This window comes from Acinetobacter sp. FDAARGOS_559 (genome assembly GCF_003940475.1).
In the GTDB taxonomy this organism is placed as follows: Bacteria; Pseudomonadota; Gammaproteobacteria; order Pseudomonadales; family Moraxellaceae; genus Acinetobacter; species Acinetobacter baumannii.
Window position 1 is genome coordinate 619,653 of the sequence record NZ_RKJG01000005.1, and the last position, 21,874, is coordinate 641,526.

Annotated in this window: 26 protein-coding genes and 5 pseudogenes; 10 read left to right on the forward strand and 21 right to left on the reverse strand. The window is 37.4% G+C overall.

Going from position 1 to position 21,874, the window contains the following annotated elements; translation table 11 throughout:
- Nucleotides 1-657 precede the first annotated feature (657 nt).
- The 13 genes from EGS71_RS04510 to EGS71_RS04570 form a co-directional block, all read right to left on the reverse strand.
- On the reverse strand, nucleotides 658-894 hold the full coding sequence (locus tag EGS71_RS04510) for a hypothetical protein (RefSeq protein WP_000152665.1): 237 nt from the start codon (nucleotides 892-894) through the stop codon (nucleotides 658-660).
- 208 nt (nucleotides 895-1,102) lie between these two features.
- The gene (locus EGS71_RS04515) at nucleotides 1,103-1,447 is read right to left on the reverse strand and encodes a hypothetical protein (protein WP_001005052.1); all 345 of its coding nucleotides are present in this window, start codon (nucleotides 1,445-1,447) and stop codon (nucleotides 1,103-1,105) included.
- Nucleotides 1,448-1,713: 266 nt separating this feature from the next.
- The gene (locus EGS71_RS04520) at nucleotides 1,714-1,932 is read right to left on the reverse strand and encodes a hypothetical protein (RefSeq protein WP_001017703.1); all 219 of its coding nucleotides are present in this window, start codon (nucleotides 1,930-1,932) and stop codon (nucleotides 1,714-1,716) included.
- Between the two features lie 143 nt (nucleotides 1,933-2,075).
- Nucleotides 2,076-2,828: a hypothetical protein gene (locus tag EGS71_RS04525; RefSeq protein WP_000959660.1), complete on the reverse strand. Its 753-nt coding sequence runs from the start codon at nucleotides 2,826-2,828 to the stop codon at nucleotides 2,076-2,078.
- Nucleotides 2,829-2,838: 10 nt separating this feature from the next.
- Nucleotides 2,839-3,240 carry a DUF559 domain-containing protein gene (locus tag EGS71_RS04530; RefSeq protein ID WP_000100166.1) on the reverse strand — a complete coding sequence of 134 codons (402 nt, stop codon included), beginning with the start codon at nucleotides 3,238-3,240 and terminating at the stop codon, nucleotides 2,839-2,841.
- On the reverse strand, nucleotides 3,240-3,563 hold the full coding sequence (locus EGS71_RS04535; RefSeq protein WP_000378368.1) for a hypothetical protein: 324 nt from the start codon (nucleotides 3,561-3,563) through the stop codon (nucleotides 3,240-3,242). Before EGS71_RS04535 ends, EGS71_RS04530 begins: the two co-directional genes overlap by 1 nt.
- Nucleotides 3,553-3,759 carry a hypothetical protein gene (locus tag EGS71_RS04540; protein ID WP_000030900.1) on the reverse strand — a complete coding sequence of 69 codons (207 nt, stop codon included), beginning with the start codon at nucleotides 3,757-3,759 and terminating at the stop codon, nucleotides 3,553-3,555. The genes EGS71_RS04535 and EGS71_RS04540 overlap by 11 nt, the downstream gene beginning before the upstream one ends.
- Nucleotides 3,752-3,880 carry a putative phage replication protein gene (locus EGS71_RS04545; protein WP_001031747.1) on the reverse strand — a complete coding sequence of 43 codons (129 nt, stop codon included), beginning with the start codon at nucleotides 3,878-3,880 and terminating at the stop codon, nucleotides 3,752-3,754. The genes EGS71_RS04540 and EGS71_RS04545 overlap by 8 nt, the downstream gene beginning before the upstream one ends.
- Nucleotides 3,877-4,839, reverse strand: a complete 963-nt coding sequence (locus tag EGS71_RS04550) for a helix-turn-helix domain-containing protein (protein ID WP_000050658.1) — start codon at nucleotides 4,837-4,839, stop codon at nucleotides 3,877-3,879. The genes EGS71_RS04545 and EGS71_RS04550 overlap by 4 nt, the downstream gene beginning before the upstream one ends.
- Nucleotides 4,836-5,129 (reverse strand): hypothetical protein, encoded by a 294-nt coding sequence (locus EGS71_RS04555; RefSeq protein ID WP_000102848.1) that lies wholly within the window; start codon nucleotides 5,127-5,129, stop codon nucleotides 4,836-4,838. The genes EGS71_RS04550 and EGS71_RS04555 overlap by 4 nt, the downstream gene beginning before the upstream one ends.
- Complete coding sequence (locus EGS71_RS04560) at nucleotides 5,126-5,398, reverse strand: hypothetical protein (protein WP_001180650.1); 273 nt, start codon at nucleotides 5,396-5,398, stop codon at nucleotides 5,126-5,128. The genes EGS71_RS04555 and EGS71_RS04560 overlap by 4 nt, the downstream gene beginning before the upstream one ends.
- A gap of 49 nt (nucleotides 5,399-5,447) precedes the next feature.
- Nucleotides 5,448-5,948, reverse strand: coding sequence for a phage regulatory CII family protein (locus EGS71_RS04565; RefSeq protein WP_001289843.1), 501 nt, complete (start codon nucleotides 5,946-5,948; stop codon nucleotides 5,448-5,450).
- A 54-nt stretch (nucleotides 5,949-6,002) separates the two neighbouring features.
- Nucleotides 6,003-6,251, reverse strand: coding sequence for a transcriptional regulator (locus tag EGS71_RS04570; RefSeq protein WP_000210973.1), 249 nt, complete (start codon nucleotides 6,249-6,251; stop codon nucleotides 6,003-6,005).
- Nucleotides 6,252-6,253: 2 nt separating this feature from the next.
- On the opposite strand from EGS71_RS04570, the gene EGS71_RS04575 reads away from it, so the two are divergent.
- Nucleotides 6,254-6,895 carry a LexA family protein gene (locus tag EGS71_RS04575; protein ID WP_228201088.1) on the forward strand — a complete coding sequence of 214 codons (642 nt, stop codon included), beginning with the start codon at nucleotides 6,254-6,256 and terminating at the stop codon, nucleotides 6,893-6,895.
- Nucleotides 6,882-7,495 (forward strand): annotated as a pseudogene (locus tag EGS71_RS04580) (ABC transporter substrate-binding protein); the annotation flags it as partial. The gene EGS71_RS04575 and the pseudogene EGS71_RS04580, both read left to right, overlap by 14 nt.
- On the opposite strand, the pseudogene EGS71_RS04585 reads toward EGS71_RS04580, so the two are convergent.
- A pseudogene (locus EGS71_RS04585) lies at nucleotides 7,492-7,610 on the reverse strand (hypothetical protein). The pseudogenes EGS71_RS04580 and EGS71_RS04585 overlap by 4 nt on opposite strands.
- Before the next feature lie 216 nt (nucleotides 7,611-7,826).
- Between EGS71_RS04585 and EGS71_RS04590 the strand changes: the two are divergent.
- From EGS71_RS04590 to accC, 4 genes and pseudogenes are all read left to right on the forward strand, one after another.
- Nucleotides 7,827-9,153: pseudogene (locus EGS71_RS04590) on the forward strand (Y-family DNA polymerase).
- 235 nt (nucleotides 9,154-9,388) lie between these two features.
- The gene (aroQ, locus tag EGS71_RS04595; RefSeq protein WP_000099412.1) at nucleotides 9,389-9,844 is read left to right on the forward strand and encodes a type II 3-dehydroquinate dehydratase; all 456 of its coding nucleotides are present in this window, start codon (nucleotides 9,389-9,391) and stop codon (nucleotides 9,842-9,844) included.
- Between the two features lie 17 nt (nucleotides 9,845-9,861).
- Nucleotides 9,862-10,281 (forward strand): acetyl-CoA carboxylase biotin carboxyl carrier protein, encoded by a 420-nt coding sequence (gene accB / locus EGS71_RS04600; protein WP_000354611.1) that lies wholly within the window; start codon nucleotides 9,862-9,864, stop codon nucleotides 10,279-10,281.
- 16 nt (nucleotides 10,282-10,297) lie between these two features.
- Nucleotides 10,298-11,668, forward strand: a complete 1,371-nt coding sequence (gene accC / locus EGS71_RS04605) for an acetyl-CoA carboxylase biotin carboxylase subunit (protein WP_000939648.1) — start codon at nucleotides 10,298-10,300, stop codon at nucleotides 11,666-11,668.
- Between the two features lie 53 nt (nucleotides 11,669-11,721).
- Here the strand turns inward: accC and EGS71_RS04610 are convergent, their stop codons facing one another.
- The 4 genes from EGS71_RS04610 to EGS71_RS04620 all read right to left on the reverse strand — a co-directional run bounded on the left by EGS71_RS04610 (nucleotide 11,722) and on the right by EGS71_RS04620 (nucleotide 14,684).
- Nucleotides 11,722-12,225, reverse strand: coding sequence for a hypothetical protein (locus EGS71_RS04610; protein ID WP_001238660.1), 504 nt, complete (start codon nucleotides 12,223-12,225; stop codon nucleotides 11,722-11,724).
- A 147-nt stretch (nucleotides 12,226-12,372) separates the two neighbouring features.
- On the reverse strand, nucleotides 12,373-13,236 hold the full coding sequence (locus EGS71_RS04615; RefSeq protein WP_265936751.1) for an MFS transporter: 864 nt from the start codon (nucleotides 13,234-13,236) through the stop codon (nucleotides 12,373-12,375).
- 28 nt (nucleotides 13,237-13,264) lie between these two features.
- Nucleotides 13,265-13,462 (reverse strand): MFS transporter, encoded by a 198-nt coding sequence (locus tag EGS71_RS22875; protein WP_265936747.1) that lies wholly within the window; start codon nucleotides 13,460-13,462, stop codon nucleotides 13,265-13,267.
- A 358-nt stretch (nucleotides 13,463-13,820) separates the two neighbouring features.
- Entirely contained in the window at nucleotides 13,821-14,684 is an 864-nt protein-coding gene (locus EGS71_RS04620; protein ID WP_000037355.1) for an iron-containing redox enzyme family protein, read from the reverse strand.
- A 324-nt stretch (nucleotides 14,685-15,008) separates the two neighbouring features.
- Here EGS71_RS04620 and EGS71_RS04625 point away from each other — a divergent pair, with 324 nt between their 5' ends.
- The 3 genes and pseudogenes from EGS71_RS04625 to EGS71_RS04635 form a co-directional block, all read left to right on the forward strand.
- Nucleotides 15,009-15,581 (forward strand): TetR/AcrR family transcriptional regulator, encoded by a 573-nt coding sequence (locus EGS71_RS04625; protein ID WP_000043926.1) that lies wholly within the window; start codon nucleotides 15,009-15,011, stop codon nucleotides 15,579-15,581.
- A 610-nt stretch (nucleotides 15,582-16,191) separates the two neighbouring features.
- Complete coding sequence (locus tag EGS71_RS04630) at nucleotides 16,192-17,532, forward strand: PepSY-associated TM helix domain-containing protein (protein WP_000074617.1); 1,341 nt, start codon at nucleotides 16,192-16,194, stop codon at nucleotides 17,530-17,532.
- 164 nt (nucleotides 17,533-17,696) lie between these two features.
- Nucleotides 17,697-19,169: pseudogene (locus tag EGS71_RS04635) on the forward strand (FMN-binding glutamate synthase family protein); the annotation flags it as partial.
- 30 nt (nucleotides 19,170-19,199) lie between these two features.
- Here EGS71_RS04635 and EGS71_RS04640 read toward each other — a convergent pair.
- From EGS71_RS04640 to EGS71_RS04650, 3 genes are all read right to left on the reverse strand, one after another.
- Nucleotides 19,200-20,783 (reverse strand): IS66-like element ISAba25 family transposase, encoded by a 1,584-nt coding sequence (locus tag EGS71_RS04640; protein ID WP_001094424.1) that lies wholly within the window; start codon nucleotides 20,781-20,783, stop codon nucleotides 19,200-19,202.
- A 74-nt stretch (nucleotides 20,784-20,857) separates the two neighbouring features.
- Nucleotides 20,858-21,193 carry an IS66 family insertion sequence element accessory protein TnpB gene (gene tnpB, locus EGS71_RS04645; RefSeq protein WP_000619347.1) on the reverse strand — a complete coding sequence of 112 codons (336 nt, stop codon included), beginning with the start codon at nucleotides 21,191-21,193 and terminating at the stop codon, nucleotides 20,858-20,860.
- On the reverse strand, nucleotides 21,190-21,573 hold the full coding sequence (locus EGS71_RS04650; RefSeq protein WP_001055589.1) for a transposase: 384 nt from the start codon (nucleotides 21,571-21,573) through the stop codon (nucleotides 21,190-21,192). The genes tnpB and EGS71_RS04650 overlap by 4 nt, the downstream gene beginning before the upstream one ends.
- A gap of 80 nt (nucleotides 21,574-21,653) precedes the next feature.
- Between EGS71_RS04650 and EGS71_RS04655 the strand changes: the two are divergent.
- A pseudogene (locus EGS71_RS04655) lies at nucleotides 21,654-21,869 on the forward strand (FMN-binding glutamate synthase family protein); the annotation flags it as partial.
- Nucleotides 21,870-21,874: the final 5 nt, after the last annotated feature.

A 21,874-nucleotide genomic window follows, 5' to 3' on the forward strand; every position in this document is an offset into this window, starting at 1 on the left:
CAGCTCCTCATTTTTATAAAGTATTTTTCTTAAGGTAGCCCTATTATAACAATGTTGCAACAAGAAATTTTCCATTTTTAGTTTAAGAAAATTTTAAAAATTATAAAAACGATTATATTCAATAAATTAGTACAAATAAAAGCTATGGAAGTTTGATCTTTCTATTGAGCTTTAAAATGGATTATTGTGTTTAAATCATCAATTTAAAAAGCTTGCCTAGTAGGCAAGCTCCCCCTTTTTTTGATATTTGCGCTGATCAATAAGGTTTAGTGTTACTTAAAGCAACACACTGATAATACTGAAATATTTAAAAATAAAAAAGCCCACTTCCTATTTTTATTCAGAAATGGGCTTAGCGAAAAAAAACGCTTAGACCTGAAATAGGAAATATCTATTCGGAAATATCTCCAACTTCATATTGGCATAATATTTAAGCACTAGCAATAGGGATTGAATTAAAAATATTAAATATTCATATTTAAATAGATAAAGATTTCTTTTTAAATAGTTTTATTTGTAGCCTACATAATTTTTTTTCTTATCAAGAGTTATAAAGAATATGTGCCCATCAATAGGTAATACTTAATAAGGTCTTATGTGTAGTAACCATTAGGCTCTAGAGACTAAGAACTCAAACTGACTAAAAATAAAAAATAATTAATTTTCAATATTAATGATCATATACTGCAAAGTTATGTATATTCCAACTTCTCCATTGTTGAGTGCCTCATATAAGTCTTCATCAACGAAATCTCCAGATTCATCATATAGCCATTTATGAATTTGAATAATTTGTATATTCCCTTTTTTGTCTATTCTTGCTATTGGGTCTATTACGGACCGAACTATCACTTTCTTCTTCGTCTTAACATCGAGCAATGTGATAATTGTCATTTTAAAATCCTTATAAATATCCTGTATAACAACTACTCTCAATCAATAAAGATTTTTATATTTAAATTACTTAAATAGCAATCTTTTCAATCTAAAAAATAAATTAAAAACACTTCAATAGTATGTGCCTATTAGAAAAGATACCTTAAATATTCTACTAGCAATAAAAAACCGCTTTAAGGGCGGTTCATCTAAAATTCACAGGTACTTAATGAAGATTTTTTTTCTGTCTTTGCATCTTTCTGGGCTCACAAATTTTTCCAATAAAGTTAGTTAACCACAAAATACTTTCTTCACGATCTTCAAAATGAGGTATAAGGCTTAAATCTACTTTTATTTTGCGATCAACTAAAGGCAAACTTAAACAATGTTCAAAGTCTATTGAGCTGTACTTCAATTTGAGTCTTTTTTCTGCAGCTTGATTCTTTATCTCAGCCATAATGCGATTTAGATTAACAATCAAATTATTTGAAATTTTATTATTTTCATATACCCGTTCGTAAACTGTCTCAGCTACATCAATGTAATTTATTAGCTCTACATTCTCATTCATAGCATTTGTACTCCGTTTTTTTAATTATTCTCCTAAAATCATGTTTATTTGAGTCACCTAATGCATCATCTAAGTAAATATTGTTTAAATTCGATTAATTTAATTTTAAATAAATTATTGAATTAATAATATAATTATTGGATTTTATAATATTTTTATACATCTTTATCCTTAGCAAATTCAATTAAAATTTAATAAAAAACCCCGCCAATAACTAGTATGTAGCGGGGCCATTTGCGCCGTAATACGTCCGGCAAACGATAAAACTAGTTTTTAGGTGCTCTAAGGATATTTAGAACTTTCTCAGACATATCATGTAAGTCAGATCCAATTGGCAACCAGAAATGGAACACCGTATTGTCGCGGTTAAAAACTTGCTTGTAGTACTCAGTTTTAAAAGATGGGTCGATATCTGAAGCTTTTAACAATCGCCCTTCTTTTTCAATCTTTTGCCCGTCAAGTTCACCACCAACACAGATATTCATTTTAAGTACCAGATTTTAATTAGACTGGACTATAGCACAAAATAAAAAAGCCCACCGATTGGCGAGCTCTTAAATTCATTCTGGCGATTACTTTACATTTCGCCCATTTTAGAAATCTTTATACTCAAGTGTATACCCAACTGTCAAGCGTAAGTTTCTTGACTATCAGGAAGTTCAAAACGGAATGATCGAGAAATACGCGATCTAATTTCATTTTCCCATTCTGCAACAATAGATTCTCCAAATAACTCAAACTTCTGATAGCTTTTTATATATGCAGTCTTGGTGGCAACAATACCTGCAATTTTCATTTTTTCATTTAACGTATATGGTCGCTTACCAGTACCATTACATTTTTCACAAAACCTTGCCCCATCAGGAAAACCCTTTGAATTAAAAGTTTCAAGTTTTCCTATTCCTTGGCATGCTCCACACATAGCTTTAACAAAAACATGGCCACGCAAAATAATCTCAGCCATACCTTTTGCCAGATTAGTAAGATCACCTTGGGCATTAGTAGGGGTAAATTTTTTCTTTACCATTTCTTTATGAATCTCTACCGCTAATTTATTTCGCGCTCGGAAAAAATTACCTGATTTAATCTCACCACGAACAAACTCAACCTTACCCGGAATATCTTCAATACGGCGTTCGGTTTGAAAATTAAAGTCATACTTACTGTAAAAAGTTTCAGTCTGTTTTTGTGCTGGGGTAATTATTGCGATTCGCTCAAAATCAACCTTTTCAATCAAGACAGTGGCCCAAAGCTTTGCAGCTGGCGATAACAGCGCTAATTCACCTAAAACTACATCTTTCGAAATTTTCTTTCCTTCAGCTTTGCCTTGAGCAATAGCAAGGCGAAGTAACTCAATAAAATCAAACTTTTCAACCAACATAATCGCCTTCCTATTTACCCTTAATTAATAATTCAATTTGCTTTAATGCTATACCGGACTTAACTTGCTCTGTGCTGAACCGTAAAACTGTAAAACCCATCATTGCTGCGGAGTTGTATTTCTCCATATCCCCTATATAGCCTTTGCCCCTTGTATGGCGGCCTCCACTCCAGATCCCGCCTTCAACCTCAATCAAAATTTTTGTACCAGTAATCAGAAAATCAGCTCTCCATTTGCGTTTTGGATGGAACTTATATTCCTGTTCAAAACCTATCTTGCATGCTCTTAAATGCGTTGCCAGAACCATTTCACCCACACTTGGTTGTCTGGCAACTTGCTTTGCTGAACGCCGCTTTTTATTTTTCTTAATAGGAAATAACTTACGGTATTCAGCAATGCTGACTGATGACATCAAGCACCACCTTTCAGCAAATGGTCCAATTGATTAGCAAAGCAGTTATAAACTCGCGCTTTATCCTGATCACCAAAAAGGCTGGAAGAATGAGCATCTTGTTTATACTTCTGAGCCAGTTTTTCAATTGACTCCCTTAGTTCAACCAGTGTGCTTTGCTTTTTACCGCTGAGTGGTTCAATTGAGCGTGATACGTGGTCAGCCATTTCTTTTTCCATATGATCGAAGTAACTTTGACGTGCTAAATTCCTCGACTTGATTAGCTCTGGTGAAATAAGCTTTTCCATTTCACGGCGTTGCGCTTCAATCCACCTACTGTCCATTTTTTGCGCCCTCCGCATTAAACTTCTTCGCTTGGTCAAGTGCCTTCTCTAATTGAAGTAACTCGTTGTAATCAGTATTAGATAGCCCACTCCGGTTATATCGGCCTCGTAATTTTTCACAAAGAGTCTTAACTTCTGCAAAACCGCCGTAAGAATTTATTAACTCTTCAACTGCACAGTGTTGGCATTTACTCATGGCGATATCCTTTCTCATCTAGCTCTTTACGCGCCAACCACCACAAAACCACCGCACCGCTAATAGCTGCTGTAAAAAATGAAATTAATAAGCCCCACGCTAAAATCTCGAATTTATTCAAGCCGCCTCTCCTTTACCTTTTTGTTGAAATCCAACCTGAATGAGGTATGGCATCAATTTTTGTTGTTGCTCTGGATCTGCAAGTTTCACTGCGACACGTGCAGCAAGTTGTTCATAGCTCTCGTTACCTTCAGCGTATTTGCTTGCAAACTCAGGATGTACAGAAAGTTTTTGAGCAAATGAGTAAATCTGTTTTGAACTAAGAGTATTTGATTCTCCCTGCGGGACTCGGACCTGCGTTCCAGAATTTGGTTTTTTAGATTGTTCACGTGCTTGGTATTTTCCACATGCGTTGATTAACCAATCTGCAAAGTGGTAATTCATGAGTTCATCGCAAAGATTCTTCTCGGCGTTGTAGAGTTCAAATGCTCGTAACTCTCGATCGAACCAAGTCGCGTTTTTGATCTGCTCGTAAGTTTCCTGATCAGTTGCCAAAAGAATTTCTTCACGAAGTTTTTTCAAACTCAACCATGTTTTTTTATTTTTAGATTCTTCTGATAGATTCTTTGAAAGATTCCGTGTCCCAACGTTGGGACTGTTTAACGGAATTGTTGGGACTCTTTCATGGAATTGTTGGAACTGTTCCGTTGTTGGAACTGTTCCATTGTTGGTATTGTTTAAATCATCATTTTCAGTGTCAAAGTGTACCTTTGTTGGTACTGTTTCCCGACCTTTAACTCCGATCAAAAGATAGACTTTTACCTGCTTAGTTTTACCTTCGCGCTTACCAGTATCGATAATAAATCCGTCTTCAATTAACTCATCAATGATTTTTAAAACGGTCTTACGGTCCATTTCCGTGTCATCAACTAAACGAGCAATACTTGGATAGCATTCATGTGTTTCACCAGCTCGATCGGCTAGTGAAAGAAGGACTAATTTTTTGAGTGGTTTTAATGCTCCACCCACCTTTTGTTTTTGACGGGTTTTCCAAGCCCAAACTGTTGCATCTAGACTCATTTATCCCCCTCTTCATTCAACTGAATGAATGTGCTACCCAAATAGCGGATCCGTTTAGCTCGATATAAACTTGAGATGATCGGGCCAGCATGAATAAGATAAATCCCATGTTTTCCATGCTCGTCAACCAAAGCCTGCATGAATTCATCACGTGTTACAGCAGCATTTTTTTCGTCACGGTTTTGGCGGGCTAAATTTTCCTTCCGTTTTTTCAACAAACCAGACAAAGTTCTTAATGCTGGTTCATGCCAGGATTGAATATGCTTTTGTTGTTGTTCAAAGGTACTCATGACACCTCCGCTAATGCTTGCTCAGCTTTTGTTAGGCGGCGTTTGGCATTAAGTTCTGCAACTGTTGCTGTGCGGATTTCTTTTGAAGAAACTAGAATCAAATGATTCTCTGATTTGATGGTCCATAAACTAGTCAAAGTTTTGTTTTTAACTTCAAACAAATCATTTGATTTAAAAGTGCGGCACTCTTCAGTAAGTACAACAACGTCACCAGATAGAAATTCTGGTAAGTTGTAATTAGCCGATTGATTTGCTAAATTGTTTTGCATATTCGATTCCTCTAGCAAGTAATTGAATTAACTAGCCTGATGGACCAGATCAGGCTTTTTCTTTCTTTACCTTAGAAATATAAGTTGCAGCTTCCGACTTAAGCGCCTCTCGAAGTTGGCGAATGTGGTTTTCCATTTCTTCTAAGATTTCTTCTGTATCTGCTAATTCCGCAGGTGTAACAACTCCATCCTCTAAAACTTTGTGGACCTGTTGATTGGTTTGGCCATTGTTAATATTTATATGTAGCAAGGTTTCAACAATGCTGACTTCATGGCCTTTCTCATCCACTTGATTAGCTGGCACTAGAACATAACCAAGCATGTGTGCCCATGCCTTAACTAAAGCTGGGTTGCGTGTAAACTGAATCATTGCCTCAAGCTTCTTAATACTTGGTAAATGGCTTTCCATATTTGGGTTTGCGTAATTAAGTACGCTCTTGTAAGAGTCACCAAGTACGTTTGCAATTTCTTGCGGCGTAACTCCTTGTGACTGGTGAATCATCTTGTAAATTGCTGTTTTAGCCTCTGGGCTTAAGTTGATTTCACTCATATGTGAATCCCTCTTTAAATTTCACGTATACGCACGTTTGCTAATTTGTGAGAATTAGCTCACGGATTGGTTTTGCTTCTTAAGGTTCTTGCGAACATATTCCCAGTTAATATCTGGTCGTAATTGTTCTGCCTTAACTTGACCCTGAGTAATTTCCTCAATTTTCAAACAGCGATCTTCTGGAATTTTCTCAGGATTCCATTTGCTAGCAGCCCAAGGTGTAACCCCTATTTTTCGAGCTAAAGCTGAGATGCTCCCTGCAAAAGTCACAGCGTTATTAAATGCTTCATGTGGAGTAGTCATAAATGACACCAAAAAACCTACTTAAAGTAGAAAGAAATATACTACCAAAAATAGAATTGGTGCAACTAAAAATTGATAGTAAAATTCTACCCACAGTAGAAAAGAAGCCTATTTTGATGGAAGACGCTAAATACAAAGACTTTGCGGACCGACTCAACGCATTGATGAAGGCAAAAGACTCTCCAATTAAAACTATCAATGAGTTAAAAAATGCTATTGGTGTTTCTTATGAGATGGCTCGTAGATATACACTCGGTTCTGCTAAACCAAGAATTGAAAAGCTACAAACATTGGCTGATATTTTTGGAGTGGAAATTAGTTACTTAGACCATGGCACTAAGTTAGACAATAATATTGATTTATCAGATAAAGTTGGTTTCGAAGGACGCAGGGTTCCAGTAATCTCTTGGGTTGCGGCTGGTTCATTTACACCGATTGAGACAGTTTTGAAAGATACGGAAATTGAAGAATATTTACCGCCAAATAAAAGATGCGGGAAAAATGGATATGCTTTAAAAGTAGTAGGATATTCTATGGCTCCAACCTTTCTACCGGGTGATAGAATATATGTGAATCCAGACATTCAAACATTTGATCTTAAAACAGATGATCTTGTAATTGTAGCTTGCGGCCCATGTATTTAAACATTCAATCCATCATTATTGTTTAAGAGAATGGCTTGCGTTGGCAGACTCTAGAATAGCTCAAATGCTCAAACTCAAAGCACTTCCGCCACCGTATATGGTCGAAGCTTTAGATAACCATGTGATTGATGGTTTTTGTGTGGGAGAGCCTTGGAATACTCAAGGTGAACTTTTAGGTTTAAGTAAAATCGTCTGCTCAAGTCAAGACATTATTCCCAATGTGGCAGATAAAGTTCTCGCAGTAACTCAAGAATGGGCTGAACAACATCCTCAAACCTTAGTTGCCCTTACAACGGCAATTATGAAAGCTCAAAAGAATTGAGTAATTTAAAAGATTTTGCACCTGTCTTAAAGTTATTGGTCGAGTTTGGGATTGTCCGATTTCACTGTTCTGAAGAAGTGCATGTCGATAAATATTATATGATTCAAAATATTGTAAAGTACTTGGTTAAAGAAAATGCGGCTCCCCAACCTGAAGATTTCCATTGGTTATTTCAGCAAATGCAAAAATGGGAAAAACTTCAATTAGCCCCTGATCAAATCATAGAACTGAGTGCACAATGCATTAATCTCGAGTGCTACAATCAAGCCAAACTCTAAAAAAACTTAAGCGTATTATAAAAAAAGCTGTCTTTATTAACAAAGACAGCTTGAAAGACCCATAAGACAAATGCGTTATACGCATTACTACATTTAAAAGACTCAACTCATCCATTAAATATAGCTCTTATGTTTCCGATCATAACCAGTTAAAACTTATCATTTTCAGACATTTCCATATCAATAACTGACATTTCATAGATTTTATCTCCCACCTATAATTTCGACGAACAGCTGAAACTCCCCTAGATATCAGCCCGTAATTTTGTTAACTTGATTATGTTACAAATTCAAAATGCAGATTTTAGTTAATGAGTAAGGGGATAAAATAATGAAAGATATCTCACACCGTGAAGTTTATGCACTGGTTGATATTAATAATTGCTATGTCAGCTGTGAGCGTCTTTTCAACCCTAAACTCAATGATAAAGCTGTAGTTGTTTTATCTAATAACGATGGATGTGTGGTCTCACGTAGTGAAGAGGCAAAACTTTTAGGAATAAAAATGGGAGTACCTTGGTTCCAAATTGAAAAAGATGCTTTACAAGCAGGCGTTCAAGTCTATTCAAGCAACTACACTTATATGCCGAGATGTCCGCCGTTTTTTTGCTGTTCTCGGTGAGTTTTTCTCTCCAGATGATTTAGAAGCCTACTCTATAGATGAATGCTTTATTCATCTCACCCCTTACCTCCAATCTATCGATATCTCTGACTACTGCAACAAAGTGAGAAACACTCTCCTAAAATGGTTAGGCTTACCTTGTTGCATTGGAATTGGATATTCAAAGACACAAGCAAAACTTGCCAATCACTATGCTAAGAAAATTAAAAGTTTTAAAGGAGTATGTAATTTCATCACCTTAGATCCATTAATTATGGAAGACCTCATGCAACAGACATCAGTCAAAGAGGTATGGGGAATCGGCTATCAATTAGTCAAACAGCTACAAAGTTATGAGGTGTACACATGCCTAGACTTAACTTTTGCCAATGAACACCATATGGCAAAGGCATTTTCTGTGGTCATGGCACGCACTATTCGTGAGCTAAAAGGCCAATCCTGTATTCAACTTGATGATCCAGCTATTCCAACGAAACGGATTTTAGCATCACGAAGTTTTGCTCAAGCTTTATCCAGTATTGAGATTATTAAACAAGCACTTATCTTTCACCTTAACCGGGCACATCGCCGTTTAATGAAACAAGAACAACTTTGTGCCTGTGTTCAAGTTATGCTTTATGAAAAAACCGACAAACCGCCCTATAAAAAAGCCACATCTCAAGCAATTGGTCTTCATTATGCAACAGATGATTTATGCATACTTACTAAAGCAGCTATGCAGCAAATTGATGTTTTATATAAAGAAAATAAAAGTTACATAAAAATTGGAGTATTATTTTGTGCTCTACACGCACGTCAGCAACATATTGATGATTTATGGCAGCCTCTGGAACTTATTCATCAAAGACAACAATTGATGGAAACTTTAGGTACAGTCCGTAAGCGCTTTGGTAGCCACTATTTACAAGTTGGATATCACTCACGTAATCCATCTTGGCAAATGAAACAATGTCATCGCTCAAAAAATTACCTAACTCGCTGGAATGAAATGTTAACGATTGAAGATGCTTATACCCCCGTTACACAAAATACATGAACTGTTTTTGTCAATTCGGTTTAAAATAAGCTCCGTTAAATTACTTGAAATTTTGTCATTTTTTAACATTGCTAATTCGTCGCAAAATTTACAATATATAAGCCGAATTTGGTGTACCCTTTCTGCGACAATTAAAAGAAATTATAAAAAACTTGTAGAAATATATGCCATAATAAGCAAACTTTGCAGACATCTTGCAAAGATTATTTGCAACTTTAGAGCTGGAGCAATCTGAATGAGTTCGACCATTTTGGTAATTCATGGACCGAATTTGAATTTGCTGGGAAAACGCGAACCAGAAGTATATGGTCATCTTACCCTAGACAATATCAACCAACAACTTATTGCTCAAGCTGAACAAGCCTCAATTACACTAGATACTTTTCAAAGCAACTGGGAAGGTGCCATTGTTGACCGTATTCATCAGGCACAAACAGAAGGCGTAAAACTGATTATTATTAACCCTGCTGCCCTCACTCACACTTCAGTTGCTTTACGCGATGCCTTACTTGGCGTTGCCATTCCCTTTATTGAAGTACATTTATCAAATGTTCACGCACGTGAAGCTTTCAGACATCATTCTTATTTATCAGACAAAGCAATTGGCGTGATTTGTGGTCTAGGCGCAAAAGGTTATAGCTTTGCGCTCGATTACGCTATTGAAAAAATTCAACCATCTAACCCAAACTAGTTCAGGAATAGTCGCCCATGGATATCCGCAAAATTAAGAAACTCATCGATTTAATGATTGAGTCTGACTTGCAAGCGATTGAAGTTAAAGAAGGTGATCAATCGATCGCTTTAACTCGTCGCAATCCTGTCGTTGCTGCGGCTGGTGTAGCACTTCCGGCAGCTCCTGTTGCTGAAGCACCTGTTGCAAAAACACCACGTGGAGCAGTTGAAACTTCTCCTATGGTTGGTGTGTTCTATGCTGCTCCAAGCCCAGGCGAAGCACCATTTGTTAAAGTAGGTCAAACAGTATCTGCTGGTGAGACTTTGGGTATTATTGAAGCAATGAAAATCATGAACCCGATTGAAGCAACTCAAAGCGGTGTGATTGAAGAAATTTTAGTGAAAAATGGTGAAGTGATCCAATTCGGTCAACCTTTATTCCGTTATCGCGCGTAATACCCCGGGGACATCTATGTTGCAAAAAGTTTTAATTGCAAACCGTGGTGAAATCGCTTTACGAATTACCCGGGCTTGCAAAACATTAGGAATCAAAACTGTTGGTATCTATTCAGATGCCGATAAAGATTTGATGCATTTACGTTTCGTTGATGAAGCAGTATGTATTGGTCCGGGTGCAAGTAGTGACAGCTATTTAAACATTCCGGCAATTATTACTGCTGCAGAAATTACTGGTGCCGATGCAATTCATCCAGGTTATGGCTTCCTTTCGGAAAATGCCGAGTTTGCTGAAATTGTAGAAAGCTCAGGTTTCACATTTATTGGCCCTCGCCCAGAACATATTCGTTTAATGGGTAACAAGGTTTCTGCAATTGTTGCAATGAAAAAAGCTGGCGTACCTACGGTACCTGGCTGCGACCATGCTGTAACTATCCATAACGCATTAGCTGAAGCGAAAGAAATCGGTTTCCCGCTTATTGTTAAAGCGGCAGCTGGTGGTGGTGGTCGTGGTATGCGTATTGTTGAACGTGTAGACACACTACTTGAGTCAGTTCAAGCGGCTCAACGTGATGCAGAAATGTGGTTCGGCGATGATACCGTATACATGGAACGCTTCTTACAAAAACCTCGCCATGTCGAAGTTCAAGTTTTAGGTGATGGTAATGGCCACGCGATTCATTTATATGACCGTGACTGTTCATTACAACGTCGTCACCAAAAAGTGTTAGAAGAAGCTCCTGCGCCAAATCTACCGGAACAAGCACGTGCTGATATTTTACAAGCCTGTGTACACGCATGTCAGTTAATGCAATATCGTGGTGCTGGTACGTTTGAATTCTTATTTGAAGATGGTGAATTCTTCTTCATTGAAATGAATACTCGTGTTCAGGTTGAGCACCCTGTAACTGAAATGGTGACTGGTGTTGACATTATTGAGCAGCAATTACGTATTGCAGCTGGTTTAGGCTTAGAGCTTCAACAAGAAGATATTGAAGTTCGTGGTCATGCCATTGAATGTCGTATCAATGCCGAAGATCCAACAACATTCTTACCTTCACCAGGTAAAATTGAAAGTTTCTATGCACCAGGCGGTGCGGGTATTCGTTTAGATTCTCATATCTATCCTGGATATAGCATTCCGCCATATTACGATTCAATGATTGCAAAATTGATTGCTCATGGTAAAGATCGTGAAACTTCACTTGCCCGCATGCGTCAAGCGTTAGATGAAATGATTCTTACAGGAATTAAAACCAATATTCCTTTGCATAAAGATCTTATTTTGCAGGATAAAAACTTCTGTTCTCAAGCAATGGACATCCATTACCTTGAAAAACACTTGTTAAAGCAAGTGGAAGAAGAAAAGAAAGCTGAAACTGCATAATATGCTTCATATAAAAAAGCCTCTTAAATAAGAGGCTTTTTATATCTACTTGTTTATGGCAACATTCGGCGTAAAGTTGCGAAACATTGCTCACCCTTAGCCGTTGAGCAGAAATTAATAGTATGGTCATTTTTCCATTGCACGAAATATTGAGAAATATCACCTGTCTGATCTTGCTTCTGACCAGAACAATCTACTTTATTATTATCAAACTTAATTTGCATTACTAAAGCCGATAGCTGCTCTTTAGGGTCATCAGATGGCTGATATTCATAAATACCGTATGACCACTCTTCACCACTTTTAATCACCACATCGTTACTACTGCGGAAATTATAATACTCTACACATTTTTTATTATTTGGAATCTCCATTCCCCATAATCCCATAATTTCAGGACGCGTAACAATACGTATAGCATTAGGATTACTTGCAGTGCGAACAGGTTGTGCTGTTGGCTGTTGAGTCGCTGTCTCAGCCATAGCAAAACCAGAACAAGCCAATAATAATCCCATAATATAAATATTTTTCATAGATTTATTAATCATTAAACGCATGGGTTTAAGTTAGCACATTTTTTTAGAAAAACATTGTTTCATAACCATATAAAAACAATATTTTTCAACCGTAACGAACCGATACTTCTCATCAAACAATTTCTATCTTTAACTCGGTATTCCTAACAATTTTTATCACTATTTAATCTAAGAAACTGACTTTTCGATTTGTTTAGGTAACCAATAGACAAAGCACAAACCAAATAGAACCACTAAAGCAGCGATCATAAAAATATGCTCACCCGTAAGAATTTTCCAGTAATGACCAGCCAAAATACTTCCGAACGCCACTCCAAGTCCCCACATGGTGCTATAAAAAGCCTGACCTCGACCTTGCTGCCCTATTGAAAAGTTTTGAAAGATAAGCCGCATTGCGATGAGATGAAATAAGCCAAAACTAAAGGCGTGTAGGCACTGTGCAAATAGCTGACCTATGAAATAGTGAGAGAAAATAGCAACTAATAACCAGCGTATACTTGTCAAAATCAAACATACTGCTACAAGGCTACGCCAAGAAAAATATTTAAAAAACGTAGTTGCATATGCAAACATCACAATTTCAGAAACCACGCCCATAGCCCATAAAAAGCCAATTTCCGTTGTACTAAAATTTAACGATTTCAGAAAATTGCTATAGAAGCTATAAAAAGGTGCATGTGAAAAAAGAAGAATAAACTCAATTGTGAAAAAAGCAGCAACTTCAGGACGTTTCAGCACAGGCAATAAAGGTTCTAAATGCTTTTGTGAAGTTGGGGCCCCTTCTGGTTCACGTATCGTAAATGCCCAAATAAATGCTAAGGAGGCAATGATAAGCAATAATATAGGCAACATTGAAATCGGAATGATTTCTAAAATTGCCCCTATTGTAAATACACCTACAATAAACCCAACTGATCCCCATTTTCGAATCTTGCCATAAAGTTTCGCCCTTTGGTCTCCTAACCAAAATAAAGTTACTCCTTCAAATTGAGCTAAAATAGCATTTTGGAAAAAACTAAAATAAGCATCAATAAAGCAACTGACTGAAAAGTATTAGGAATTATAAAATAGCTAACCATATACATGCCTCCATCCATGTGGCAATCCGCACTAATAGCATTCTTTTACCGGATTTATCGGCGATCCAGCCCCAAACCAAAGGGGCAAAGAAGCGCGTCACAATAGCAATAGAAGATAAAATACCTATCTCTTGATAATTAAATCCCTGATCTTGGAGATATAAGTTCCAATACGGCATAAATGTGCCAACAATGGAATAATAAAGAAGTAGAATCCGCCTAATCTGGTTTGGATTGTAAATGGTGGGAACAAGATGTAAACCTTTTTACTTTCAATAGGTTAAAAATTTTAGATAGCTGTATATGAATGTATTCATTTGCTCACACTTATAGGATGCATGTTTTTAAGCTCTATACATATCAACTTACTGACTTTCGTAATTCTATCATTTCCAACAGATGCAAATAATGTATTAAATTAAATACTTCAGGTTATTAGTTTATAGATGGGCTGGATTTAAAGTATTAAAAAAGCCTATTCATATATGAATAGGCTTTTTAGTTTTTATCAATTATTCGTCTTACTATGAATACAAGTTATGCTAACTTCTTTGCTTCTAAATAGTGAATATCAGCAATTTGTGCATCCCAAAACTCATTCCATAAAGCACAATAATCTATACAAAGCGTTGTTAAGCTCTCATAATCTTCTTTTGTTATTGCTTGCGCTAACGCAAACCAGAGATCATCTTCATGATCATCATCTGCTGCTTCTGAGGTTTCGTCAGTAGATACCCCATGAACATGGTAATAGCCGCCACCTTCAACATCCACGCCAATGGCTTTAGTCGCTTCACGAAGTGGTGGGCTAAAAAGAATCACTTCTTCTTCCGCCACTGCAAGTAAAGCAACTACTTTAATATAACTATCATAAGATGATTCTAGAAAATTTCTTACCTGATCTGCAATTTTTGAAGGTTGATACTCTCTACGGTCCTTCTCACTCAAACCATAATCATTCAATAAATCTTCATATAAAGGATAATGTGCATACTCCGGATTACCTAGATAATAATTGTCCGGGTCTGTTCCTGGTCTAAAACCAAATTCATCAAGTACATTTAAACTTAATAAAACACGTGGAAACATTTTAGCTCCAGAATGGAGTTTAGGCTCCAATTGTTTTGTCTGGAACTGGGCCATTAATAAGGCATCAGTAAAAATCTGAACAATCGCATGACGATATTCTAAATGAATTCTTGTTAAAGTGAATTTATCAAGCAATCCATTATTTAAAACTTCGATCGCCGGATGTTTACATACTGGTAATTCAGCAATTCTCGCTCTTAATTGTTTGAGAAATTTTAGATTTTCTTCCCACTGTTCTGTAGGAATACTATTCTTCATCCCCAGTAATGCCTTTTGTCTTGGATTATCGAAATCTTCAAATTTTTTTGACATAATCATTCTCAATAACAAATTAATTCTTATAGTTAGGTTATGAGTTCCCCATTATTTTAATCGTGCATTCATTTGCTACTAAATAAAATTGTATACTCATCCCTAAACAATTTGATATTAGGTTTATTATTACTACAAATCAATGGATAATTTAATGAATTTTTTTAATGAATCAAATAACAATTAATATCGAAAAATACTATTTTTTTTAGGCTCTCACATGTTGTATTACATTAGCGTTTTCAATATGATTAAACTGACTTTTGCCAGAGCACTAGCCTTAAAAAAGAAACGGATTTCAAAAGATTTACTACGGGGAAATCGATGTCAAAAAGAGACACTATTATAAAAACAGCAACTGCCCTTTTTAATGAAAAAAGCTATAACTCTATTGGAGTGGACAGAATTATTGCTGAATCTAATGTTGCAAAGATGACATTCTACAAGTATTTTCCTTCAAAGGAAAAGCTAATAGAATCATGCCTTTACAAGAGAAACTCTGATATACAGTCCGCTATATTAGAAAGAATCAATACCAATGACCTACCTTTAGTTCAACTCAGAAGCTTATTTAATTGGTATATTGACTGGATTTACACAGAAGACTTTAATGGATGCTTATTTAAAAAGGCAACTATGGAAGTAGTACAACTTTATCCATCCGTTAAAAATCCTATTAATGAATATAGAGAATGGCTCTATGAGCTTGTTTTTTCTATTTTAATTAAAATTCAGGTAGAAGACGCAGCTGCATTAACCAATCTATTTCTTAATATCCTCGATGGAGTTATTAATGATGGAACAATTGATAAAAATTTAATTAATGCTGAAAAAACTTGGTCTTATATTAAAAAAATAATCGATCTTGAAAAAATTGAGGAATTAGTCGCTATTTAATTTAATAACATTGAAATACTAGACTAAAAAACAAGAGTGTATACTTTTGTTTTTAGTCTAGAAGTTTCATTTAAAAATTTTATTAAGCACTAAATATTATAAAAATTAATAAGATAATTTTTCTTAAAATATTAACCAATAGAATTAGTAACAATATAAAATTTTATTAAAAAGCTTATACATAAACCCTTAATACCTCTAAAAGAGTTCTTACTCATTAGCTGTATTCCCTCAAACCAACCTCATAAATCTATTGGTACTAGAATAAATTACGAAATTATAATTACTAAGAAATAAATCATAGATTATTTAGTTTCTCTAGATAAATTAAAAGAATAATATTTAAAACAAACTTAACAATAAAAATTTTTCTATAAAGTGCTTTTTCATAAATATCTATACTAAATATTGTATTGATCATATGAGCTGTGTATTTAGAGAGCAAAATTTACGAGATATTTCATAACACCAAGCAACAGCATTGCTAGTAATTCAGCACAATGATACTTTAGAAAATCTACAATCAAGCTAACCAATGAAAAGTGCAATTTCAAAATACAATTTAAAATAGATATACTTCACGACAAAGTTTGCTCGATATCTCTTTAAAATGTCCCCTATTTCTAGCTTTTGGCGTAGTCTGTTCCGTCTCATACATATTTATGCCGGTATTTTTATTGCCCCATTTATATTTGTTGCCGCATTTACTGGCTTACTATATGCAATTACGCCTCAGCTAGAGCAATTCATCTATAAAGATGTATTATACGTTCAGCCTTTAAATAAGGAGATACACCCTCTAAGCCAGCAGATTGAAAGCGCAAGAAAAGTCATGCCTGCAACTGCAAAAATTACAGAAGTCAGACCATCACCAAGCCCTGTGCAAACTACGCGGGTTATTTTTTCCGATCATACACACCATCTAAATAATGAAGCCATTTTTATTGATCCTTATACGCTTTCTGTAAAAGGACAACTTGCTGTGTATGGAACCAGTGGCGTATTACCGTTACGTACATTCTTAGATCAATTACACAGCAATTTATTATTAGGAAAATGGGGACGTTTTTATAGTGAACTTGCTGCAAGTTGGCTTGGTTTTTTAACTTTAAGTGGGCTATACAGTTGGTGGAAGCGTCGCTCAAACTTCAAAAACAGACAAACAAATAAAAATCACTTATTAAAATGGCATAGTTCTATTGGGTTAGCTTTACTACCACTTTTATTGTTCATTGCGATTACTGGTCTTACATGGTCTCAATGGGCTGGTGATAATATTCGTATTGCCCGTCAATGGTTAAACTGGCAAACACCAACATTGACCACCTCACTAAATCAGATTTCATTGCCAGAAATGTCTCATCATGAACATCACGAAATGATCATGGAAACGCCAAATTTAGACATCATGCCAGCTGAATTCGATTCTGTATTAGCAATTGCTCGAGCAAAAGGGATTAATTCAACAGAAATACAAATCAAACCGCCAGTTGCTGCGAACCAAGCTTGGACTGTTGCGGAAATACAGCGTAAATGGCCCACACAAGCAGATAGTATTGCGATTGATATGCATGAACACAAGGTAATCGATAAACTCGCTTTTAAAGATTATTCATTAGTTGCAAAACTTACACGCTGGGGAGTTGATGCACATATTGGGGTACTATTCGGTTGGGTCAATCAATTAATTCTGGTTCTGTATGCGCTCGGGCTATGTGTAATGATTGTTTATGCGTATAAAGCTTGGTTTAAAACCTCCAATGTAAAACTTACGACCCATCATTTTATTAACCAAACTTTGTTCGTATGGAAACATGCAACTACACAACAAAGAATAATTACGATATTAATGCTTGCTGTTCTAGGGCTGAGTTTACCTATTTTTGGATTTAGCTTAGTCATCACCTTATTTATTTTGTTCATAAAAAAACAGCTCCCTCTTAAAGCTTAATAAAGCTCTGGTCTTTGCCAACTCATCAGCTTCTCGTATTAGGGAGATGATCAGTTGGTAAAAGATTAAATGAATAAAATACCGGTTAAACAATTCCCTACTTGTAGTTTTGGCTGCTTCTTGGCAAGGTATGTGCCAGTAAAACATTAGGAATTTGTTCACATATGGCGAGTCCGGCACAAATCATTCGACATAAATTTCTCAATACATTCTTTTCACGCCACTCTATTTGGTTCTTGTGTATTTTTACTGCACTCACAATCACGTGGTTTAGAACCGTATATACACCTCATAGTATTTATTATTTTATTTCGGATACTTTACTCAACGGTTTATGGGTCGTCAGTGGCGCATTAAGCTTATTAGGTCTATATGATGTCTTACAAAATAGACATTCAATCTTAAGAAATTACCCGATTATGGGCCATTTCCGTTTTTTATTTGAAGATATACGCCCTGAAATTCGCCAATACTTTATTGAAGCGGATCAAGATGCCCTTCCTTTCTCGCGTATGCAAAGAAGTTTGGTTTATCAACGTGCTAAAAATGAGAATGCAGATAAACCTTTTGGATCAATTATTGATGTCTATCAAGAAGATTATCGCTTTATTGTTCATTCCATTAGTCCATGTCCACCAGCGGATCCTAAGAGTTTCCGTATTCAAATTGGTAATGCCCAATGCCTTCAACCTTATAGTGCATCCATTATGAATATCTCTGCCATGAGCTTTGGTAGTTTAAGTGCGAATGCAATACGTGCATTAAACAAAGGAGCACAATTAGGCGGTTTTTATCACGATACCGGTGAAGGTAGTCTCAGCCCTTATCATTTAGAAAATGGTGGTGATATTGTTTGGCAAATTGCCAGTGGATATTTTGGCTGCCGAACTTTAGATGGAAAATTTGATGAACAGAAGTTTGCTAAGCAGTCTCAATTGCCACAAATCAAAATGATTGAGCTTAAGCTTTCGCAAGGGGCTAAACCGGGCCATGGCGGTATTTTACCTAAACATAAGATTACTGCTGAAATTGCCGAGATCCGTGGTGTTTCCCGTGACCATGATTGTATCTCTCCTGCGAAGCATTCAAGCTTTTCGACACCAATTGAAATGATGCATTTCTTACAGAAGTTACGAACTTTATCTGGTGGTAAACCGGTAGGTTTCAAACTGTGTATTGGTCAACCTTGGCAGTTTATGAGTATTGTAAAAGCAATGCTTGAAACAAAAATTGTGCCTGATTTTATTGTAGTTGATGGTTCTGAAGGTGGCACTGGCGCAGCCCCTATTGAGTTTAGTGACTATATCGGAACACCATTACGTGAAGGCCTACGTTTTGTTCATAACACACTTGTAGGTGCTGGCCTAAGAGATCAAGTTAAAATTGGTGCAAGCGGTAAAATTATTAGTGCATTTGATATTGCCAGCACATTTGCACTCGGTGCAGATTGGGTGAACTCAGCACGTGGCTTTATGTTTGCAGTTGGATGTATTCAAGCGCAAAGTTGCCATACAAACCAATGTCCTGTAGGCGTTGCAACCCAAGATAAAGATCGCCAGAAAGCACTCCATGTACCGACCAAAGCAGAACGTGTATTTAATTTCCACAAAAATACATTACATGCATTATCAGAAATGTAAGCGTCCGCTGAATCCCATACCTATTTTTTAATTCGATTTAGGTTTCCAGCAGTGCGGCAGTAACTCTTCAATCTGGGTCACTTTATGTGTCGGTAACCTTTTCAGCACATCACTTAAATAGGCATACGGATCCAGCCCATTCAGCTTTGCTGACTGGATTAAAGTCATGATGTTTGCCGCTCGCTGACCACTGCGCAGCGAACCTGCAAACAGCCAGTTCTTGCGCCCCAACGCCCAGGGACGCATCTGATTCTCTACCCAATTGTTGCATATCGGTAGATTGCCATCATCCAGATAGCGGCTTAAGGCTGGCCAACGCTTCAGAGTGTAATTGATGGCCTTGGCGGTGGGAGAACTCGATGGCACTGTCAGATGATGTTGGTTGAGCCATTCATATAGTTGTTGCATCACTGGTTGACTATGCTGTTGTCGGTATTCGCGGCGGTCTTCCGCTGTACCATCGGTCTTTTTCCTGAGTTCTGCTTCTATCGCATACAGTTTCTGAATCAGCACCAATGCCTGTTCAGCGACCTGACTTTTCCCGGTCACATGCAGTTCATGGAATTTACGACGTGCATGGGCCATGCAGCCGACCTCTATGACCTGGCCTGATTTAAAGCGTGCTTTATAACCACTGTAATCATCACAGACTAGATTGCCCTGCCAGCCTTTCAAGAACTCTGCAGCATGCTGGCCTGAACGACTATCCTGAAAGTCATAGATCACCGCCTGAACTGGATTGTACTGTGTGGTGGCATAGGCCCAGACATAACCTTTCTTCGGTTTTTTCTCATTCTCACCCATCCGCATGATGGTGACCGGTGTTTCATCTGCATGCAGCACCCGCTGTTGCAGCACCACCTCTTTTAAGGCATTGGCCAGAGGTTCCAGTTCTACACCGCAGCGACCTATCCAGTCAGATAAAGTTGATCTAGAAAGTTCGATTCCCGCCCGCTGATAGATCAGACGTTGACGGTACAGCGGCAAATGATCGGCATACTTCGATACCAGCACATGGCTGAGCAATTCAGGTGAAGCAATGCCTTTATCAATCACATAGGCGGGCATCGCTTGCTGAGTCAGAGTGTCACACTGATCACAGACCCATTTACCACGCACATGCTGTTCCTTATAGAACTGTGCCGGTCTGAAATGCAGTTTCTCACTGACATCTTCGCCGATACGACGGAGTTGGCATCCACAAGTGCATTGGGTTGATGCAGGTTCATGCTCAATACGGATGGTGTGTAGATGATCTGGCAGTGGTCGACGTTTAGGTTTATTGGTTTTGGCTTTCTGTGTCGCTGCATCGGTTTTATCTGCATTTAATCGTTCTAATTCCAGATCAACAGCAGCAATATCTTCTTCAACCGCTTCATCCCATAGGTGGATTTGTTTTGCCGTTAAGTGTTCATTCTTTTGGGCGAATTTGTGCTTTTTAAACAGCGCCAGTTCATGCTCGTATTTTTGATTGAGAATAGAAAGATGTTGAACTTTGGCATCCAATTGTTGGTTTGATTGTGCTAGAGACTGATGCTGCATCGCCAACTGTCTGGTGAATTCCAGCAGTTGTTCATGGGTCAGTTGGCTTAAGTCAGGCAGCGTATTCATGACCGCAGTATGCCTGAGGTCATGAAGAGAATGAAATAGAACGTTTGGAGGATGGCAGAATGGTCGAGCTTGGTTTAGAGCATATTCACCACTTGCTGCAATCCAATTCTCTGCCAGGGCAAACCTTGGATTAATGCCTGTAACTGTTCCGGGCTGAGGGCCACGGTTTCACCTTGGTGAACTTGAGCCCAGTGAAATTTACCCTGTTCCAAACGCCGGGCACACAGCCAGATGCCCAGTCCATCATGTACCAACACTTTCATACGATGACCACGTTTATTACAGAACAGGTAGGCGCAATGCGGTTTGATGTAGCCAAAGGCTCTCACCACCTGAGCCATGACAGTATCCATTCCTGCTCGCATATCCATGGGCTGGGTAGAGAGCCAAATTTCATTGATACGGATCATGTTGCCAGTGCCTTGAGTAATTCTGCCAAGGCAGGTATTTCTGATGTCTGCCATTTTAGCTGAATATCATTATTCGTATGAGGCACGGTGATACACAACGTGATCCTCTCATCAATAGGTTGGCTGATTGCAGCAGTGTAAGGCAAAGCAATAAATGCTGGATTCACATGAGTAGGATCCTGCACGGCACCCTCATGATGGCTGAAGATCCTGATCCAACGACTGACAAGGTTGGCATTAATACTATGTTGCAGTGCGACCGAAGCGATCGAGGTATTAGGATTTTTACAGGCATTGACAATACTGAGTTTGAATTCTTTGCTGTATGTTCTGCGTTTTTTAGCAACAGGAGGTGTTGCTGAATATATATCCATGTTCATGGATTAAGTCCCCACTTGTTTTTAGGTGGGAACTAAATTAAGGCTTATAGGACCGCTTGGTAAGGCTGTGTTAGCCGGATGCTTACTCAGAAATGATTGCTGCGGCAGGTTTACGTCATCCATCGGATATTAAAGCTCATCATTTAGCTCAACGGATTAATGACCGTGAAATTAAAAACTATGCTCAATTACACTTCTTCTTAAAAGAAGGTGAGCTTTTACAATCTGAACTGAAAAATGATGATGATAATTTCTATTATCGTATGTGGAATATGGCTGACGCCAATCATTTTTAAATAGT

Excerpts from the sequence above, each read along its gene's own strand:
- EGS71_RS04555 (WP_000102848.1), bottom strand. The coding sequence starts at position 5,129 with ATGAGTACCTTTGAACAACAACAAAAGCATATTCAATCCTGGCATGAA.
- tnpB (WP_000619347.1), bottom strand. The coding sequence starts at position 21,193 with ATGATCCGTATCAATGAAATTTGGCTCTCTACCCAGCCCATGGATATG.
- EGS71_RS04625 (WP_000043926.1), top strand. The coding sequence starts at position 15,009 with ATGTCAAAAAGAGACACTATTATAAAAACAGCAACTGCCCTTTTTAAT.
- EGS71_RS22875 (WP_265936747.1), bottom strand. The coding sequence starts at position 13,462 with ATGCCGTATTGGAACTTATATCTCCAAGATCAGGGATTTAATTATCAA.
- EGS71_RS04575 (WP_228201088.1), top strand. The coding sequence starts at position 6,254 with ATGACACCAAAAAACCTACTTAAAGTAGAAAGAAATATACTACCAAAA.
- EGS71_RS04610 (WP_001238660.1), bottom strand. The coding sequence starts at position 12,225 with ATGCGTTTAATGATTAATAAATCTATGAAAAATATTTATATTATGGGA.
- accC (WP_000939648.1), top strand. The coding sequence starts at position 10,298 with ATGTTGCAAAAAGTTTTAATTGCAAACCGTGGTGAAATCGCTTTACGA.
- EGS71_RS04540 (WP_000030900.1), bottom strand. The coding sequence starts at position 3,759 with ATGAGTAAATGCCAACACTGTGCAGTTGAAGAGTTAATAAATTCTTAC.
- EGS71_RS04565 (WP_001289843.1), bottom strand. The coding sequence starts at position 5,948 with ATGAGTGAAATCAACTTAAGCCCAGAGGCTAAAACAGCAATTTACAAG.
- EGS71_RS04560 (WP_001180650.1), bottom strand. The coding sequence starts at position 5,398 with ATGCAAAACAATTTAGCAAATCAATCGGCTAATTACAACTTACCAGAA.
- EGS71_RS04620 (WP_000037355.1), bottom strand. The coding sequence starts at position 14,684 with ATGTCAAAAAAATTTGAAGATTTCGATAATCCAAGACAAAAGGCATTA.
- EGS71_RS04630 (WP_000074617.1), top strand. The coding sequence starts at position 16,192 with ATGTCCCCTATTTCTAGCTTTTGGCGTAGTCTGTTCCGTCTCATACAT.
- EGS71_RS04510 (WP_000152665.1), bottom strand. The coding sequence starts at position 894 with ATGACAATTATCACATTGCTCGATGTTAAGACGAAGAAGAAAGTGATA.
- EGS71_RS04640 (WP_001094424.1), bottom strand. The coding sequence starts at position 20,783 with ATGAATACGCTGCCTGACTTAAGCCAACTGACCCATGAACAACTGCTG.
- EGS71_RS04515 (WP_001005052.1), bottom strand. The coding sequence starts at position 1,447 with ATGAATGAGAATGTAGAGCTAATAAATTACATTGATGTAGCTGAGACA.
- EGS71_RS04530 (WP_000100166.1), bottom strand. The coding sequence starts at position 3,240 with ATGTCATCAGTCAGCATTGCTGAATACCGTAAGTTATTTCCTATTAAG.
- EGS71_RS04570 (WP_000210973.1), bottom strand. The coding sequence starts at position 6,251 with ATGACTACTCCACATGAAGCATTTAATAACGCTGTGACTTTTGCAGGG.
- EGS71_RS04525 (WP_000959660.1), bottom strand. The coding sequence starts at position 2,828 with ATGTTGGTTGAAAAGTTTGATTTTATTGAGTTACTTCGCCTTGCTATT.
- aroQ (WP_000099412.1), top strand. The coding sequence starts at position 9,389 with ATGAGTTCGACCATTTTGGTAATTCATGGACCGAATTTGAATTTGCTG.
- EGS71_RS04550 (WP_000050658.1), bottom strand. The coding sequence starts at position 4,839 with ATGAGTCTAGATGCAACAGTTTGGGCTTGGAAAACCCGTCAAAAACAA.
- EGS71_RS04650 (WP_001055589.1), bottom strand. The coding sequence starts at position 21,573 with ATGAACATGGATATATATTCAGCAACACCTCCTGTTGCTAAAAAACGC.
- EGS71_RS04535 (WP_000378368.1), bottom strand. The coding sequence starts at position 3,563 with ATGGACAGTAGGTGGATTGAAGCGCAACGCCGTGAAATGGAAAAGCTT.
- accB (WP_000354611.1), top strand. The coding sequence starts at position 9,862 with ATGGATATCCGCAAAATTAAGAAACTCATCGATTTAATGATTGAGTCT.
- EGS71_RS04520 (WP_001017703.1), bottom strand. The coding sequence starts at position 1,932 with ATGAATATCTGTGTTGGTGGTGAACTTGACGGGCAAAAGATTGAAAAA.